Here is a 14,074-nt window from a genome sequence, read left to right as displayed (position 1 = left end):
GACATGAGGCACCTCAGGGCGGCTCGGGAGGTGCCTCACGTCCTGGTGATCTTCGGCGGCCTCGTCGGCCCACGACGGACGAGGGCTCCTGTCGACGGGGCGCCTCCGGGGCCCGGTCGTTCGGCGCTCAACCGAACGGGTGGTGTGCCGCACGGCCGTTAACGACCGGCCGCTCCCCCGCGACGACGAGGGCAACAGCGTTCCATCGGGGGAGCGTTCGGGGGATGTCGGGGGATGTCATGGGTGTTCTGACCGCTGTCGGTGCGCTGGGTGTCGGTGTGGGCGCGTGGGTCGCCGCGCCGCTGGTGAGCGTGGCCCGCCGGGGCACGATCGACGAGCAGACGATGGCGGGCGTCCGCGAGGACGCGGCCCGCGCCGAGGCCGTGCGCCGGGCGCAGCGCCGCCAGGCGATCGTCGCGAGCATCCCGGCCCCGCGCCGCCCGGACCACGACCAGCGCCGCTCGCCCCTCGCCGGCTGAACCTCCACCGGGAGAGCGCGCCGGGCTGTTAGCGTCCGGCGCCTCGACCCGGGGGAGTCGCGATGGCACGCAGGCACGGCAGGACGGTGCGGCGGGGGCTCCTGGTCCTCGCCGCCACGATCACGGCACTGGTCGCCGCCTGCGGCGCAGCGGCCCCGCCGTCGGTACAGTCCACCGCGCAGGCGCGTGCCGCGGCTCCCGGAGCGGACAGCCCGGTCGCCTTCGCCGACGAGCGCCTCGCCGCGACGGCCGACACGCTCACGCCGCCGAACTACCCGACGCGCACGACGCCGGAGGGGACGTGGCTGACGAAGGGCGCCGACGACTGGACCGCCGGCTTCCTGCCCGCGACGCTCTGGCGGGTCTACGAGCGCACCCGGGACCCGGCGTGGCGTGACCGCGCGGTGCGCTGGACGCAGCCGCTGACCGCCGAGACGTCGCACGACGACACCGACCTCGGCTTCAAGATGTTCATGACGTTCGCCGTCGAGCACCAGCTCACCGGGGACGAGGCGGCGAAGCAGACCGCGCTGGCCGCCGCCGACACGGTGGCGGCTCGGTTCAACCCGAGCGTCGGCATGGTCCGCGTCTGGGACGACCGCGACGACGAGACCCAGTACCGGGTCAACATCGACGCGATGATGAACACGGAGCTCCTCTACTGGGCCGGCCAGAACGGCCGCCCGCAGTACACCGAGATCGCGAACCGGCACGCCGACCGGACGATGGCCGACCTCGTGCGCCCGGACGCCACCACGTTCATGTTCGCCGACTACGACCAGCGCACGGGGGCCCTGCAGCGCCGCTACACCGAGCAGGGCGCCTTCGACGACTCGACGTGGGCGCGCGGCCAGGCGTGGGCCGTCTACGGCTTCGCGACGGCCTACCGCTACACGCGCAACCCGAGCTACCTCGCGACCGCCCACCGCACCGCCGACTGGTTCACGACCCACCTGCCGCCGGACCACGTCCCCTACTGGGACTTCAGCGTCCCGCAGGCCCCGCCCCAGCCGCGGGACACCTCGGCGTCGGCGGTGGTCGCGAGCGCATTGCTCGCGATGAGCGAGCTGGACGCCGACCCGGCGGCGAAGCAGGCCGACGTCGACGGCGCCCGGACGCTGCTGACGGCACTGTCGTCGCCGCCCTACCTCGCGCGCGGGACGACGATGCCCTCGATCCTGCTGCACGGCACCCAGAACGTGCCCGAGGGCCAGGCGGACACCGGCATCCAGTTCGGCGACTACTACTACGTCGAGGCGCTCAACCGCTGGGAGCGCCAGGTGGGCCCCGCGACGCAGCTCATAGCCCGCTGACGCACGCCCGACGGCCGAATCGGGCACCCCGGTCCCGATGCACGATCACCGCACAACCCGCCGCCGCACCGCACGCCGTCACGCGGTGGTGCACGGCGACCAGGTCGCCTTCTGGGACTCGGGACCGCCCGAGGGCGACGAGCCCGATGAGGGTGAGCTGATCCTCCTCGTCCACGGCATCGCCGGGTCCGCGCACACCTGGAGCCCGCTGCTCGCCGAGATGGCCCGCCGCCGCGACCCGCGCCGCTGCGTCGCGCCCGACCTGCTGGGCCACGGGTCGTCGTCGGCGCCGTGGGCCGACTACTCCCTCGGCGGCTACGCCACCGGCCTGCGCGACCTGCTGGTCTCCCTCGGCCACACGCGGGCCACGGTCGTCGGGCACTCGCTCGGGGGCGGCATCGCCCAGCAGTTCGCGTTCCAGTTCCCGCAGCACACGAGCCGGCTGGTGCTCATCGACTCGGGCGGGCTGGGGCGCGAGGTCAGCCCGGCGCTGCGGGCGGCGACGCTGCCCGGCGCGGAGTGGGTCATCCCGGTGCTCACCGCCGGGCCCTTCGTCGACTGGGGACGCCGGCTCGTCGCGCACGTGCCCGGGCTGTCGTCGCCGTCGACCACCGAGGCGGGCCGCGCGCTCGCGTCGCTCGCCGACCCCGTGCACCGCCGCGCCTTCGTCCACACCGCCCGCAGCGTCATCGACGCCGGCGGCCAGCGCGTCCGCGCGACCGACCGCCTCGACCTCGCCGCGGACCTGCCGCTGCTCATCGCCTGGGGCACCGCGGACACCCTCATCCCGGTGGAGCACGCCCACCGGGCGCACGCGCTCGTGCCCGGCAGCGAGCTCGCGCTCTTCGACGGGGCGGGCCACTTCCCCCACGCCGACCAGCCGCGGGCCTTCGCCGACCGGCTGCTGCGCTTCCTCGACGAGCACCCGCCGGTCGCCATCGACTCCACCGACCTGGCGGACCGGATCCTCGCCCACAGCGACCTCGGAGACCCGGCGCGCGTGTCCCGCTGACCGGACCGAGCGCTGGGCGTCCCCCGCGACCGGTCGCAGGCTGTCCGGAACCAGTCACCGGGAGCAGCCATGACCACCACGCCCGAGCCCACCGGCCCGGACATCCGGCACAGCCCGCGCAAGGCCGTGCTCGCCAGCTGGATGGGCACGACGATCGAGTACTACGACTTCGCGATCTACGGGCTCGCGTCGTCGCTGGTGTTCGCGAAACTCTTCTTCCCGACCTTCGACACGCTGTCGGGCACGCTCATCGCGCTGTCGACGTTCGGCGTCGGCTACATCGCGCGGCCGCTCGGCGGGATCGTGTTCGGCCACCTCGGCGACCGCATCGGCCGCAAGGCCGTGCTCGTCACGACGCTCGTGCTCATGGGCGGGTCGACGGTCCTCATCGGCCTGCTGCCCACGTACGCGACGATCGGCGTGTGGGCACCGGTGCTGCTGGTGTCGCTGCGGATCCTGCAGGGCCTCTCGGTCGGTGGTGAGTACAGCGGCGCGGTGCTCATGACCGTCGAGCACGCCGAGCCGCACCGCCGCGGGTTCCGCGGCGCGCTGGTCAACACCGGCACGCAGGCCGGGATGATCCTGTCGAACGTCGTGTTCCTCGTGGTGCTGACGCTGCCCCAGGAGAGCCTGCTGAGCTGGGGCTGGCGGGTGCCGTTCCTGCTGTCGGTGGTGCTCGTCGTCGTCGGGTTCTGGGTGCGGATGACGCTCGAGGAGAGCCCGGCGTTCCTCGAGGCGCGGCGCTCGGGACTCGTGCGGCGACTGCCGGTGGTCGACGTGCTGCGGCGCGGCTGGCGCAACGTGCTGCTCGTGGCCTTCGCGACCATCGCCGCCGGCACGATGTTCACGATCACCACGGTCTACTCGGTGTCGTACGGCAAGACCGCGCTCGGGCTCTCGAGCACCGCGGTGCTCGCGGCCCTGCTGCCGGCCGCGGTGTTCCTCATGGTGCTGGTGCCGTGGTTCGGCCACCTCGCCGACCGCGTCGGCGTCCGCAAGGTGTTCCTCTGGGGCGCGGCCGGGCTGGTCGTGGCGCCGTTCGTGTGGTTCGCGCTGCTCAACACCCGCTCCTGGGTGCTGATGTTCCTGGGCTTCCTGGCGATCTTCCTGCCCTACGCGGCGAACTACGCCATGTACCCGGTGTTCTTCTCCGAGGCGTTCCCCGCGGTGCTGCGCTTCAGCGGGCTCTCGCTGGGCTTCACCCTCGGCACGATCCTCGGCAACGCCTTCGCGCCGGCGATCGCCACCGCCATCCAGGACGGCACCGGCGGCTGGATCGGGATCGCGGTCTACATGGCCGTCGGGGCGCTGATCTCGATCGCGGCCGGGACGGTGCTGCGCCCCGACCGCGGCACCGACGACGCCGTGGTCACCCCTGCTGCCGCAGGAACTCCCGGCTGATCGCGTTGTAGCGCTCGGGCTGCTCGTGCTGGGGCCAGTGGCCGCAGTGCTCGAGCAGCTCGAGCCGCGATCCCGGGATCGCCTCGTGCATCCGCGTGGCCTCCGGGACCTCGCCGAACGGGTTCTCCCGGCCCCACACCACGAGCGTCGGCACGTCGATGCGGCCCAGCTCCTCGGGTGTGAGCAGGTTGCGGGTGCGGCGGTCCATGTCCTGCAGTGAGAGCAGGTTGTCGACGTTCTGCACGAACTCCGGGGCGTGGTAGATCGCGTGGCGGACCTCGACGAGCTCCTCGGTCGCGTTCGCCGGGTCGGCCATGAGCAGCTGCAGACGCTTGCGGGTGAGCTCGACGTCGTCGCTCTCGACGGCCTGCTTGGTGCTGGTGCGGATGCGGTCCATCACCTCGGGGTTGGCGACGGTCCCGCCCGCGCACAGCAGCTGCAGGGTGCGCACCCGCGCGGGCTGCGTCGTCGCCAGCCGCGCGCCGACCCACCCGCCCAGCGACTCCCCCACGATGTGGGCCCGGTCGATCCCGACGGCGTCGAGGTAGGCGACGAGGTGGTCGACGTAGTCGGCGATCTCGTACGGGCGGTCGGGCTTGCCGGTCCAGCCGTGGCCGAGCATGTCGATCGCGTGCAGGTCGTACTCGGCGTGCGCGGCGACGTTGCGCGTGAACGCCTCGAGGTGACCGCTGGTGCCGTGCAGGAACACGACGGCCGCGGCGTCCGGGTCGCCCGCGCGCAGCGTGCGGGTGCGCACGCCGCCGGCGTCGACGTACTCCAGCCGGAACGGCAGGGGGCTCAGCTCGGTCCAGATGCTCACGACGGCGACCCCTTGTTGATGCGGTGGACCTGGGTGTTGCTGCGGCGCGCCAGTCGGCGGACCAGGACCACGGCCGGTCCCGCGGCAGCGAGGGCGAGCAGCAGACGTCTCACTTGTCCTCCACCGACTCCAGATAGCCGCGCGCGACCGCGTGGAAGGCCGCCGGCCGTTCCTCCTGCAGGTGGTGGGAGGCGCGGTCCATGACGTGCAGGCTCCCGCGCGGCACCATCCGCGCGAGCATCAGCGGGTAGTCCGGGGTGAGGAACGCGTCGTGCATCCCCCAGAGGAACAGCACCGGCGCCGCGATCCGTCCGAGCTCGGCGGAGAGGTCCTGCCAGTCGCCGCGGGGCGAGTCCGACATCCCCGCGAGCTCGCGCTCGCCGGGGTCGAGGCTCTGCTCGTAACGCAGGTCGAGGGTCTCCTCGGGCAGCGCGTCCGGGTCGTACCACTCGAGGCGCGTGATCAGCGCGCGCATCTTCTCCCGCGTCGGGCCCTCGCCGCCGTAGTAGGCGTCGCGGGCGTTGCGGCCGCGGCGCCCGCCCTCGGGCAGCGGCGCGAGGGGGCCGTGGAAGACCGGCATCGACCCCGTCACGATCAGCGACCGGACCCGCTCCGGGTAGGTCGCGGCGAGGTCGAGCGCGATCGTGCCGCCCCAGGAGTTGCAGACGAAGTCGGCGCGGTCGACGCCGAGGGTGTCCATCAGCGCGACGGTCTTCGCGGCGTGGTGGTCCCACATCGGGCCGGTGATCCGCGACTTCTCCGACCCGCCGTACTGGTGGATGTCCACGAGCAGGCAGCGCCGGTGCTCGGCGAACAGCGGGGCGACCGGGCCGAAGTCGGTCCACGCGCTGCAGCCCGGCCCGCCGCCGTGCAGGAAGATCGTGTCGGGGCCCGCGCCGAGGTCGTGGTAGTGGTAGCGGACGCCGCCGCCGTCGGCGTACAGGCTCTCGGGGGGTTCGGTCATCGCTCCTCAGCTCGTCAGGTCCAGCACCGTGCGCGCGAGGACCTCGCAGAGCCGGCGCATGGCGCGGACGTCGACGGTGTTCATGCCGCGGGAGAAGTCGGCCGCGGGGTCGGGGTCGAGCGCGGGGTCGGCGACCTTGGGCATCCCGACCCGGGCGGTGGGGATGCCGCGGGCGCGCAGGATGTTGGCGTCGGTGGCGCCGCTCATGTCGGGCACCGGCGCGTGCGGACGCCCGTGGGTGGCCTCCCAGGCGGCGATCGTCGCGCGCACCACCGGGGCGTCGGGGTCGGTCGCCGTCGCGGGGATCGCGAGCACCATCTCCAGGCCGATGGCCGGGTCCACCGTGTCGAGGAACGCGCGCAGCTCCCGCTTGACCGCCAGCGACGTGGTCCCGGGCGCGACCCGGAGGTCCAGGCGCAGGCGGGCGAGCGCGGGCGTCACCGCGAGCATCCGCTCCCAGCCGCCGGCGACGGCGCCGATGACGCCCTGGGGCGCGGCGGTGGCGGTGCGGTGGCGGGCGGGGTACTCGGCCAGCCACGCCTCGAGGCGGCCCGCGAGCTCGCCGGCGACGACGATCGGGTTGCGGTAGGGCAGCCGGTGGCGGCTGCCGGCGTAGGTGTGGACGCCCGGCACCGTCACCTCGAACCACGCGAGCCCGACCTCGTCGTGGGCCACGAAGTCGCCGGGCTTGGCGATGACCGCGTGGTCGGTGTACCAGCCGCGCTCCAGCAGGAACGACGCGCCGACGCCCTGCCCGGTGTTCGCGCGGGCCGGATAGCCGGGCGCCTCGACGGCGTTGGTCGGCATCCCGCCGGCGCCGAGGGCGACGACGAGGTCCCCGGCCAGCGCGGGCCGCACCGCGCCGAACGCCTCGGCCAGCACGAGCAGGCAGGCGGCGTGGCCCTTGGGGTTGCTCGCGCCGAGGCCCGAGACGTACGGGCCCTCGTCGCGGGGCTCGGGACGCATGTCCGGGCGCAGCTCCGGGCCGATCCACGGGAGGTCGATCGCCTCCTCGCCCGTGGTCAGCGTGTCGATGGGGGCGTAGAGCATGACGTCCCGACCATGACCGTCGCCGGTGCCCGCACCGCGCAGGCGCCCGGCCGCGCTCGCCTGCTGCTCGTCGATGTCCACGGTCGTCGCGGCGAGCCCGGCGGCACGCATCCGCCCGGCCAGCAGCCGGGCGAGCGGGGCCTCGCGGCCGGTCGGGCTGGGGATCGCGGTGACCGCGTGCACCGCCTCCCGCAGCCGGTCCTCGGTGACCTCGGCGAGGACGCGTTCCAGGACGTCGCTCACGGCTCGATCAGGGCCACGCCCATCCCCGTCAGCCACTCCGGCATCGCCGCGTACGCGAGCCTCCGCCCGGGCGCGAACCCGAGCGCCGCGGCCATCACGAGCCACGTCCGCAGCTCCTGGCCCCCGTTGCCGGCGGCCTCCTCGACGTCGGCCGAGGTCCAGGTCGCGTAGCGCGCGAGGTCACCGCGCTCGAGGTCGGCGAGGAACGCCTCGTCGAACCCGTCGGCGATCACGGGCCGCGCCGCGGTGATGATCTGCCGCCGGCGGCCGTCGTAGGACTCCCAGTCGCCGCGGCCGTTGAGCCAAGCCTCGACGAGGAACTCCTCGTCCTCGCCGTGCGGGTCGCGCCAGTCCGACGGCCAGGGCAGCCGGTGCGACAGCCCACCCGACGCGATCACCGCGACGCGCAGGTCGCCGGGCAGCGCGGCCACCGTGTCGGCGAGGTTGCGGCCCAGCGCCACGCAGCGGTCGAGGCGCGGCAGCGGCGCGGCGAACACGTTCACCACCAGCGGGACCACCGGCACGTCCAGGTCGCGCAGCACGTACTGGATCGCGTGGGTCTGCCCGTGGTCGATCTGCAGCCGCGCCGAGAGCGCGACCTCGGTGCCGCGGTCGACCAGCCCCTCCGCGAGCGCCTGCGCGACGTCGGGCCGGGTGCGCTGCGGGCCCTTCGGCGTGCCCGCCTCCCCCGCGCCCAGCACCTCGCCGACCCCGAGCGTGAACGCCGGGATCATGTCGAGCCAGAACCCGCGGAAGTGGTTGGACCCGACGATCACCGCGACGTCGGGACGGGCCGCGGCGACGGCGTCGCGGGCCTCGGCCAGGCCGTCGCGGAACCGCTCGGCGCCGTCGGTGTGCTCGACGCGGTCCCAGTGGGTGTTCATCAGCGTCGAGTGCGAGGCCCCGACGCCCACGACGATCCGGCTCATCGGGGTTCGAGCCCGTCGGCGCGCAGCCGGGCGTGCCGCTCGTTCGTGACCTCCTCGGCGAGCTTGCGCCACCGCAGCAGGGAGTCGTCGGGGCGGTAGAGCCGCTCGGGCGGGGCGTCGGTCAGCTCGACCATCCACTTGTCCTGCGCGGAGAACTGCCCGTGGAAGAGCCACCGCACGAAGCCCAGGTACTTCAGGTAGAAGGGCAGCGCCGCCGTGCCCTTCCGGAAGTCGGCCATGACGCCCACGTAGAGGTGGTTCGCGGCGTCCACCGGCACGTAGAACTCGTAGTGGATGAAGGACGGGTACGCGATGCGCAGCACGCCGGGCATCGACACCGACGCGAAGCCGGGGAACTCCTGGGCGGCGATCACCGGGTCGACCTCGCGGTGGCTGCCGGTGTTGCCGATGTTGGCCGTCGTCGTCGGCGGCTTGAGCTTCCACCACGCCTGCGAGTCCCAGCGGCCGAGGCCGGGGAAGTCCGCGGTCCAGTGCTGCTTCTCCTGGACGCGGTAGATCCAGCGCCCGCGCCGCACGATCCGCGTCTCGTTCCACACCGGCATCGACTTGAACAGCCGCCACAGCGACGTGCGGTGCAGGTACTTCGCGTGGCCCTCGTCGTAGCCGTTCTCGCAGGCGAAGCGCCAGTTGCCCTCGCGCGGCTGCATCCGCGAGCCCAGCACGGCCTCGTTGGCGACGAGCTCCTCGGGCAGCTGCTCGTCGATCGGGTGCGGCTCCTCCCCGTCGCCGACGAACACCCACACCATCCCGAGCCGCTCGGCGACGTCGTAGGTCGGCTGGGTGACCTTGCCGCAGATCGGGCTGTCGGGGCCGTCGGTGATGGCCGCGACGAGGTCGCCGGACGCCAGGTCGAACGTCCACCCGTGGTACGGGCAGGAGATCGTGCCGGGGAACTGCTGGTCGCCCTCCGAGAGCGGCACGCCCCGGTGCGGGCACCGGTCGACCAGCGCGTACGCGGTGCCGGCGTCCCGGATGAGCACGATCTTCTCGCCGAGCAGCGTGACCTGCTTCGGCTTCCCCGTCAGCTGCGAGGAGTAGCAGACGGGGTACCAGTAGCCGCGGAACCCGGCGGCGGCCGCCTGGTAGTGCGGCCAGGTCGACCAGTCCTGCCGGCCGGGCAGGCGCCCGGCCCGGCGGGGCCGCGACCGCGGTGGCGTAGGTGAGGTGACCACCCCGCCAGTGCAGCACCGGGGACGGCGCCGCCCCACCGCGCCGGTCCGCTCACCGGACCCGCGTCACCGGTTCAGCGGCCCTCGAACCGGGGCTCCCGGCGGTCGAGGAACGCCTGCAACCCCTCGGCGGCGTCGGCGGTCGCGGTCAGCTCGCGCACCCCCGCGGCCTCGACGTCCAGCGCCTCGGGCAGCGGGCGGCCCCAGCCGTCGTCGACGACGCGCTTGAGCAGCCCGATCGCCGCGGTCGGCTTCGCGGCCAGAGCTCGCGCCTCCGAAGCCACGGCGGCGTCGAAGCCGTCGGCGGGCACGACGCGGTCGACCAGCCCCAGCGCGAGCGCCCGGTCCGCCGGCAGCCGCTCGCCGGAGATCATCAGCTGCTTCGCGACGTGCGGGCCGAGCAGCCGCGGCAGCCGCTGGCTCCCGCCCGCCCCCGGGAACAGGCCCAGCGCGATCTCGGGGAAGCCGATGGTCGCGTCCTGCGCGAGCAGCCGCAGGTCGCAGGCCAGCGCGAGCTCGGCGCCGCCGCCCAGGGCGTGGCCGTTGAGCCCGGCGACCACCGGCTTCGGGGCCAGCTCGATCGCGCGCTGCACCGCGATCCAGCGGCGCATGCGCTCCTGGGTGCCGGCCGAGAGGTCGCGCATCACCGCGATGTCGGCGCCGGCGACGAAGAACCGTCCCGTGCCGGTGACCACGATCGCCCGGACGTCGGGGTCCCGCGCCAGCGGCGGCAGGACGGCGACGAACTCCTCGATCATGTCGGGATCGACGGCGTTCGCCGGCGGCCGGTCGATGCGCACGGTGGCGACGGCCCCGTCGCGGGTCACGTGCAGGACGCTCACGTCGTCACCCCCGCAGCGCGCAGGTCGGCGAGCTCGGCGTCCCCGAGGCCGAGGAGCCCGCCGAGGACCTCGGCGGTGTGCTCGCCGAGCAGCGGTGCCGGCCGCTCGACGACGGCCGGCGTCGCCGCGAGCCGCGCGACGACCCCCTCGTGCCGGACCGGGCCGGCGACCGGGTGGTCGAGCACGGGGTAGAAGCCGCGGGCGGCGAGGTGCTCGTCGTGCTCGACGAGGTCGCGCCCGGTGGCGACCGGTGCGGCCGGGACGCCGGCGGCCTGGAGCACGGTGGCCGCGTCGAGGGGGTCGCGGCACGCGAGCCAGGTGGCCAGGTCGGTGTCCCCCGTGACATCGCGCAGCCGGCGGTCCGCCCCGCTCGCCGCGACCGCCACCCAGCGGTCCTCCCCGGCCGCGCGGTGGACGCCGCCCGCGCTCGGCGGCTCCGGCTCGCCGAGCGCGGCGCGGACCACCTCGGGTCCCACCGTCGCCGCCATCGCCTCGAGCTGGGCGAGGTCGACGTGCCCGCCCCGGCCCTGCGCGAGCATCGTCAGCGTCGCGAGGACCGCCGCGTTGGCCGCGACCATGTCGCCGAGCCCGAACGTCAGGCCCTGCGGCGGGCCGCCGGGCTCGCGGGTGGCGTCGGTGAGGCCGGCCATGGCGGCGAGGGTGTCCGCGAACGTCACCGCGTCGCGCCACGGCCCGGTCGCGCCGAGACCGGCCATCGAGACGAGCAGGACACCCGGGTGGCGCTCCTGCAGCGACGCCGCGTCGAGGCCCCAGCGCGCGAGGGTGCCGGGGCTGAAGTTCTCGATCACCACGTCGCAGTGCGGCACCAGCCGGCGCAGCAGCTCGACGCCGCGGGGGGTGCGCAGGTTCAGCGCGACGCTGCGCTTGCCGCGGTTGACGTTGAGGAAGTAGCCGCTGTCGTCCGGGTCGGCGCCGGGGCGCAGGTGCATCGACGGCGCGAACCGCGTCGGGTCCTGCCGGTGCACCGACTCCACCTTGATCACGTCTGCGCCGTGCTCGGCGAGCTGGCGCGTCGCGTACGGGCCGGCGAGCACCCACGTCAGGTCCAGGACCCGGACGCCGTCGAGGGGCCGGCGCCCGGGACGGGGACGCCGGGCCCGGCGCTCCTGCCGCCACGGCTGCTCGGCCGGGGCGTCGCCGAGGGCGTCGAGGCACGGCGTCGGCGCCGGGCTCCACGCGACGCCGACGTCCTCGACCGCGCCGCCGGGCAGCGCCGGGTCGCGCACCGTGCGGAAGAACCCGCGCGCCCGCAGCTGCGGGTTCCCGGTCAGCCTCGCGGGGGCGACGACCTCGGCCCAGGGCAGCGCCCGCCGACGTCCCTCGGCCGCCACCGTCGCCGCGGACCGCCGGGCCACGAACCGGGCGACGACGGCGTCGACGTGCGCGCGCTCCAGCCACCGCACCAGCGGGTCGGACCAGCGCGCGTCGGTCAGGTCCTCGGCCTCGCTCTCCTCGACCAGCCAGGCCAGGAGGTCGGTCCACATCCGCTCGCTGCCCGACCACCCGCCGGCGACGAACCCGGAGCGCGCCGGGAAGACCCGGTGGGCGACGTGCTCGTAGACGCCGCCCGTGCGCCCGGGCACGCGCCCGGCGTGGATCCAGGTGATCGCGCCGGTCTCGAGGGTCGCCGCGACCGCCTCCTGCGCGGAGACGTCCACCAGCTGCCCCTGCCCGGTCCGGTCGCGGGCCAGGAGCCCGAGCAGCGCCGCGGTGGCCGCGTGCGCCCCGGCCAGCCCGTACGCGGCCCCGAACGGCGGTGGGCGGGGCGGGCCGTCGGGCCGCCCACCCAGCCAGGTCATGCCACCCGCCGAGGCGAGCACCAGGTCGTCGCCCCGCCACGCGCACCGCGGCCCGGTCAGCCCGAACGGCGTGACGACCACGTGCACCGCGTCCGGCCACCGCGACACCCCGCCCGGCCCGATCCCGCGCAGCGTGTCCACCGGCCCGCTCTCGAGCACGACGTCGGCCTCCGCGGCCAGCGCGTCGAGGTCGCCGGACGGCACCCGGCGCTTGCCCGCGTGCCAGTGGGTGCGGGCGGCGAGGTCGTCCCCGCCGGAGTCACCGCCGGGGTCGACGCGCAGCACGTCGGCGCCGATGCCCACCAGCGCGCGGGCGCCGGCGGCGCCGAGCGGGTCGGTCAGGTCGAGGACACGCACGGGGCCTCCCCGTCCCAGGTGTCGGCGGTGACGCCGTCGGCGGCGAGCGCCGGCTTGCGGACCTTCCCGCTCGCCGTCCGCGGCAGCTCCCCCACGACGCGGACGTAGCGCGGCACGGCATGGCGGGGCAGCCGGCCGCGGCAGTGGTCCGCGACGGCCGCCGGGGCGACCGGGCCCGCCACGACCGCGAGGACCTCCTGCTCGGTGAGCTCGGAGTCCACGCCCACCACCGCGACGTCGACGACGCCGGGCAGCGTCCGCAGCACCTGCTCGACGTCCCAGGCCGCGACGTTCTCCCCGCGCCGGCGCACGACGTCGCCGCGGCGCCCGGCGAACGTCAGGTAGCCGTCGGCGTCGAGGCGACCCCGGTCGCCGGTGGTGAACCAGCCGCCGGGCGCCGGCCCCTCACCCGCGTAGCCGAGGAACGCGACGTGCGCGACCCGCGGGCGGGCCGCGATCCGCCCGACCTCGCCGGCGGCCACCGGGCGCCCGTCGTCGTCGAGGATCGCCACCTCGTACTCGGGCACGACGCGCCCGGCGGTGCCCGGACGCCGGTCGCGCGGGGTGCTGATCGCGACGTCGGCGAGCTCGGTGCAGGCGTAGGCCTCGAGGGCGAGGACGCCGAAGCGGTCGCGGAACCGCTGCGCCAGGTCGGGCGGGGCGGGCGCGCCGTAGGCCAGGCGCACGTCGTGGACCTCGTCCTCGGGGCCCGGCGGCCGGCGCTCGAGGATCGCGAGCATCGCGCCCATGAAGTTGAACGCGGTGACGCCCTCGGCCCGGCACGTGGCCCAGAAGCCCGACGCCGAGAAGCGCGGGTGCGCGACGAGCGTCGCCCCGCTGAGCAGGGCCGGGAGCAGGCCGGCGTGGCGGACGTTGATGTGGTGCCACGGGAAGACGTTGAACAGGACGTCGCCAGGGCCGTAGCCCATCGCCCCCGCCACGGTGCGCGCCTGGCGCAGCGCCGCGAAGTGCGGCAGGACCGCGGCCTTCGCCCGCCCGGTGGTGCCCGACGTGCTCATCACCGCGAGCGGGTCGCCCGGCGCCGGCGCCGCGCGGGCGAGGGGTCGGGGCCGCTCGTCGACCACCCGCGGCAGGGTCGACGTGCCCGGCGCCCCGACGAGCATGACCGGGCCCACCTCCCGCAGGACGGCGAGGCGCTCGGGCCCCACGCCGGCGTCGACCAGCGCGAGCCGGACGTCCGCCGTCGCCAGCAGGGCACGGACCGCGGGGGCGGGCAGGTCCGCGGCGACCGGCACCTCGACCGCCCCGAGCAGGCCCAGCGCGAAGATGGTGGTCACGGCGGCGGGATCGGGCGCCAGGCACGTCGCGACCGCGGCGCCGCGGGGCACCAGGCCGGCGAGGTGCGCGGCGGCCGCCCGCGCCCCGGTCTCGACCTCGCCGACCCCGGCCCGCGTCCCGTCGGGGAACCGGACCAGCGGGGCGTCCGGATCGGCCGCGGCGCGCCGCGCGAGCGCCGCGACCGGCGTCGTCACCCCGCCGTCGGTGCCGTCGATGCCGTCGATGCCGTCGCTCAGCAGGCGGCCCTCCCCTCTCCGTGCGGGGACGGTCCCGGGCGCCGCCGAGCGCCCACAACGTCCCGGTCCGCCAGGCGGTCCGCCGGACCGGGTCCACCCAGCGGACCGGGAGCTCGTGG

The 14,074-nt window shown here is 75.4% G+C and carries 12 protein-coding genes; 4 read left to right on the top strand and 8 right to left on the bottom strand.

The features are described 5' to 3' along the window. The first annotated feature begins 239 nt into the window (after window positions 1-239). The 4 genes from ABD994_RS27590 to ABD994_RS27575 all read left to right on the top strand — a co-directional run bounded on the left by ABD994_RS27590 (window position 240) and on the right by ABD994_RS27575 (window position 4,205). Complete coding sequence (locus tag ABD994_RS27590; protein WP_345423501.1) at window positions 240-479, top strand: hypothetical protein; 240 nt, start codon at window positions 240-242, stop codon at window positions 477-479. A gap of 62 nt (window positions 480-541) precedes the next feature. Continuing rightward, the gene (locus tag ABD994_RS27585; protein ID WP_345423498.1) at window positions 542-1,792 is read left to right on the top strand and encodes a glycoside hydrolase family 88 protein; all 1,251 of its coding nucleotides are present in this window, start codon (window positions 542-544) and stop codon (window positions 1,790-1,792) included. Between the two features lie 37 nt (window positions 1,793-1,829). Then, window positions 1,830-2,804, top strand: a complete 975-nt coding sequence (locus ABD994_RS27580) for an alpha/beta fold hydrolase (protein ID WP_345423495.1) — start codon at window positions 1,830-1,832, stop codon at window positions 2,802-2,804. 69 nt (window positions 2,805-2,873) lie between these two features. Beyond that, a complete protein-coding gene (locus tag ABD994_RS27575; protein ID WP_345423492.1) occupies window positions 2,874-4,205 on the top strand; it encodes an MFS transporter in 1,332 nt (443 codons plus the stop codon). Here the strand turns inward: ABD994_RS27575 and ABD994_RS27570 are convergent. From ABD994_RS27570 to ABD994_RS27535, 8 genes are all read right to left on the bottom strand, one after another. Further along, window positions 4,174-5,025: an alpha/beta fold hydrolase gene (locus ABD994_RS27570; protein ID WP_345423489.1), complete on the bottom strand. Its 852-nt coding sequence runs from the start codon at window positions 5,023-5,025 to the stop codon at window positions 4,174-4,176. The two genes, ABD994_RS27575 and ABD994_RS27570, sit on opposite strands and share 32 nt — an antisense overlap. Window positions 5,026-5,134: 109 nt before the next feature. Beyond that, on the bottom strand, window positions 5,135-5,989 hold the full coding sequence (locus ABD994_RS27565; RefSeq protein WP_345423486.1) for an alpha/beta fold hydrolase: 855 nt from the start codon (window positions 5,987-5,989) through the stop codon (window positions 5,135-5,137). 6 nt (window positions 5,990-5,995) lie between these two features. After that, the gene (locus ABD994_RS27560; protein WP_345423483.1) at window positions 5,996-7,282 is read right to left on the bottom strand and encodes a M20 family metallopeptidase; all 1,287 of its coding nucleotides are present in this window, start codon (window positions 7,280-7,282) and stop codon (window positions 5,996-5,998) included. Further along, window positions 7,279-8,211, bottom strand: coding sequence for a DODA-type extradiol aromatic ring-opening family dioxygenase (locus ABD994_RS27555; protein ID WP_345423480.1), 933 nt, complete (start codon window positions 8,209-8,211; stop codon window positions 7,279-7,281). The genes ABD994_RS27560 and ABD994_RS27555 overlap by 4 nt, the downstream gene beginning before the upstream one ends. Further along, complete coding sequence (locus tag ABD994_RS27550) at window positions 8,208-9,404, bottom strand: Rieske 2Fe-2S domain-containing protein (protein WP_345423477.1); 1,197 nt, start codon at window positions 9,402-9,404, stop codon at window positions 8,208-8,210. Before ABD994_RS27550 ends, ABD994_RS27555 begins: the two co-directional genes overlap by 4 nt. 71 nt (window positions 9,405-9,475) lie before the next feature. Then, window positions 9,476-10,243 (bottom strand): enoyl-CoA hydratase/isomerase family protein, encoded by a 768-nt coding sequence (locus tag ABD994_RS27545; protein WP_345423474.1) that lies wholly within the window; start codon window positions 10,241-10,243, stop codon window positions 9,476-9,478. Continuing rightward, entirely contained in the window at window positions 10,240-12,420 is a 2,181-nt protein-coding gene (locus ABD994_RS27540) for a CaiB/BaiF CoA-transferase family protein (RefSeq protein WP_345423471.1), read from the bottom strand. Before ABD994_RS27540 ends, ABD994_RS27545 begins: the two co-directional genes overlap by 4 nt. Further along, entirely contained in the window at window positions 12,402-13,913 is a 1,512-nt protein-coding gene (locus ABD994_RS27535) for an AMP-binding protein (RefSeq protein WP_345423468.1), read from the bottom strand. The genes ABD994_RS27540 and ABD994_RS27535 overlap by 19 nt, the downstream gene beginning before the upstream one ends. Window positions 13,914-14,074: the final 161 nt, after the last annotated feature.

The sequence above is a fragment of the Actinomycetospora chlora genome, from assembly GCF_039542135.1.
In the GTDB taxonomy this organism is placed as follows: domain Bacteria; phylum Actinomycetota; class Actinomycetes; order Mycobacteriales; family Pseudonocardiaceae; genus Actinomycetospora; species Actinomycetospora chlora.
The sequence above is the reverse complement of the archived record's forward strand: the minus strand, read 5'-3'. Positions and strand labels throughout refer to the sequence as shown.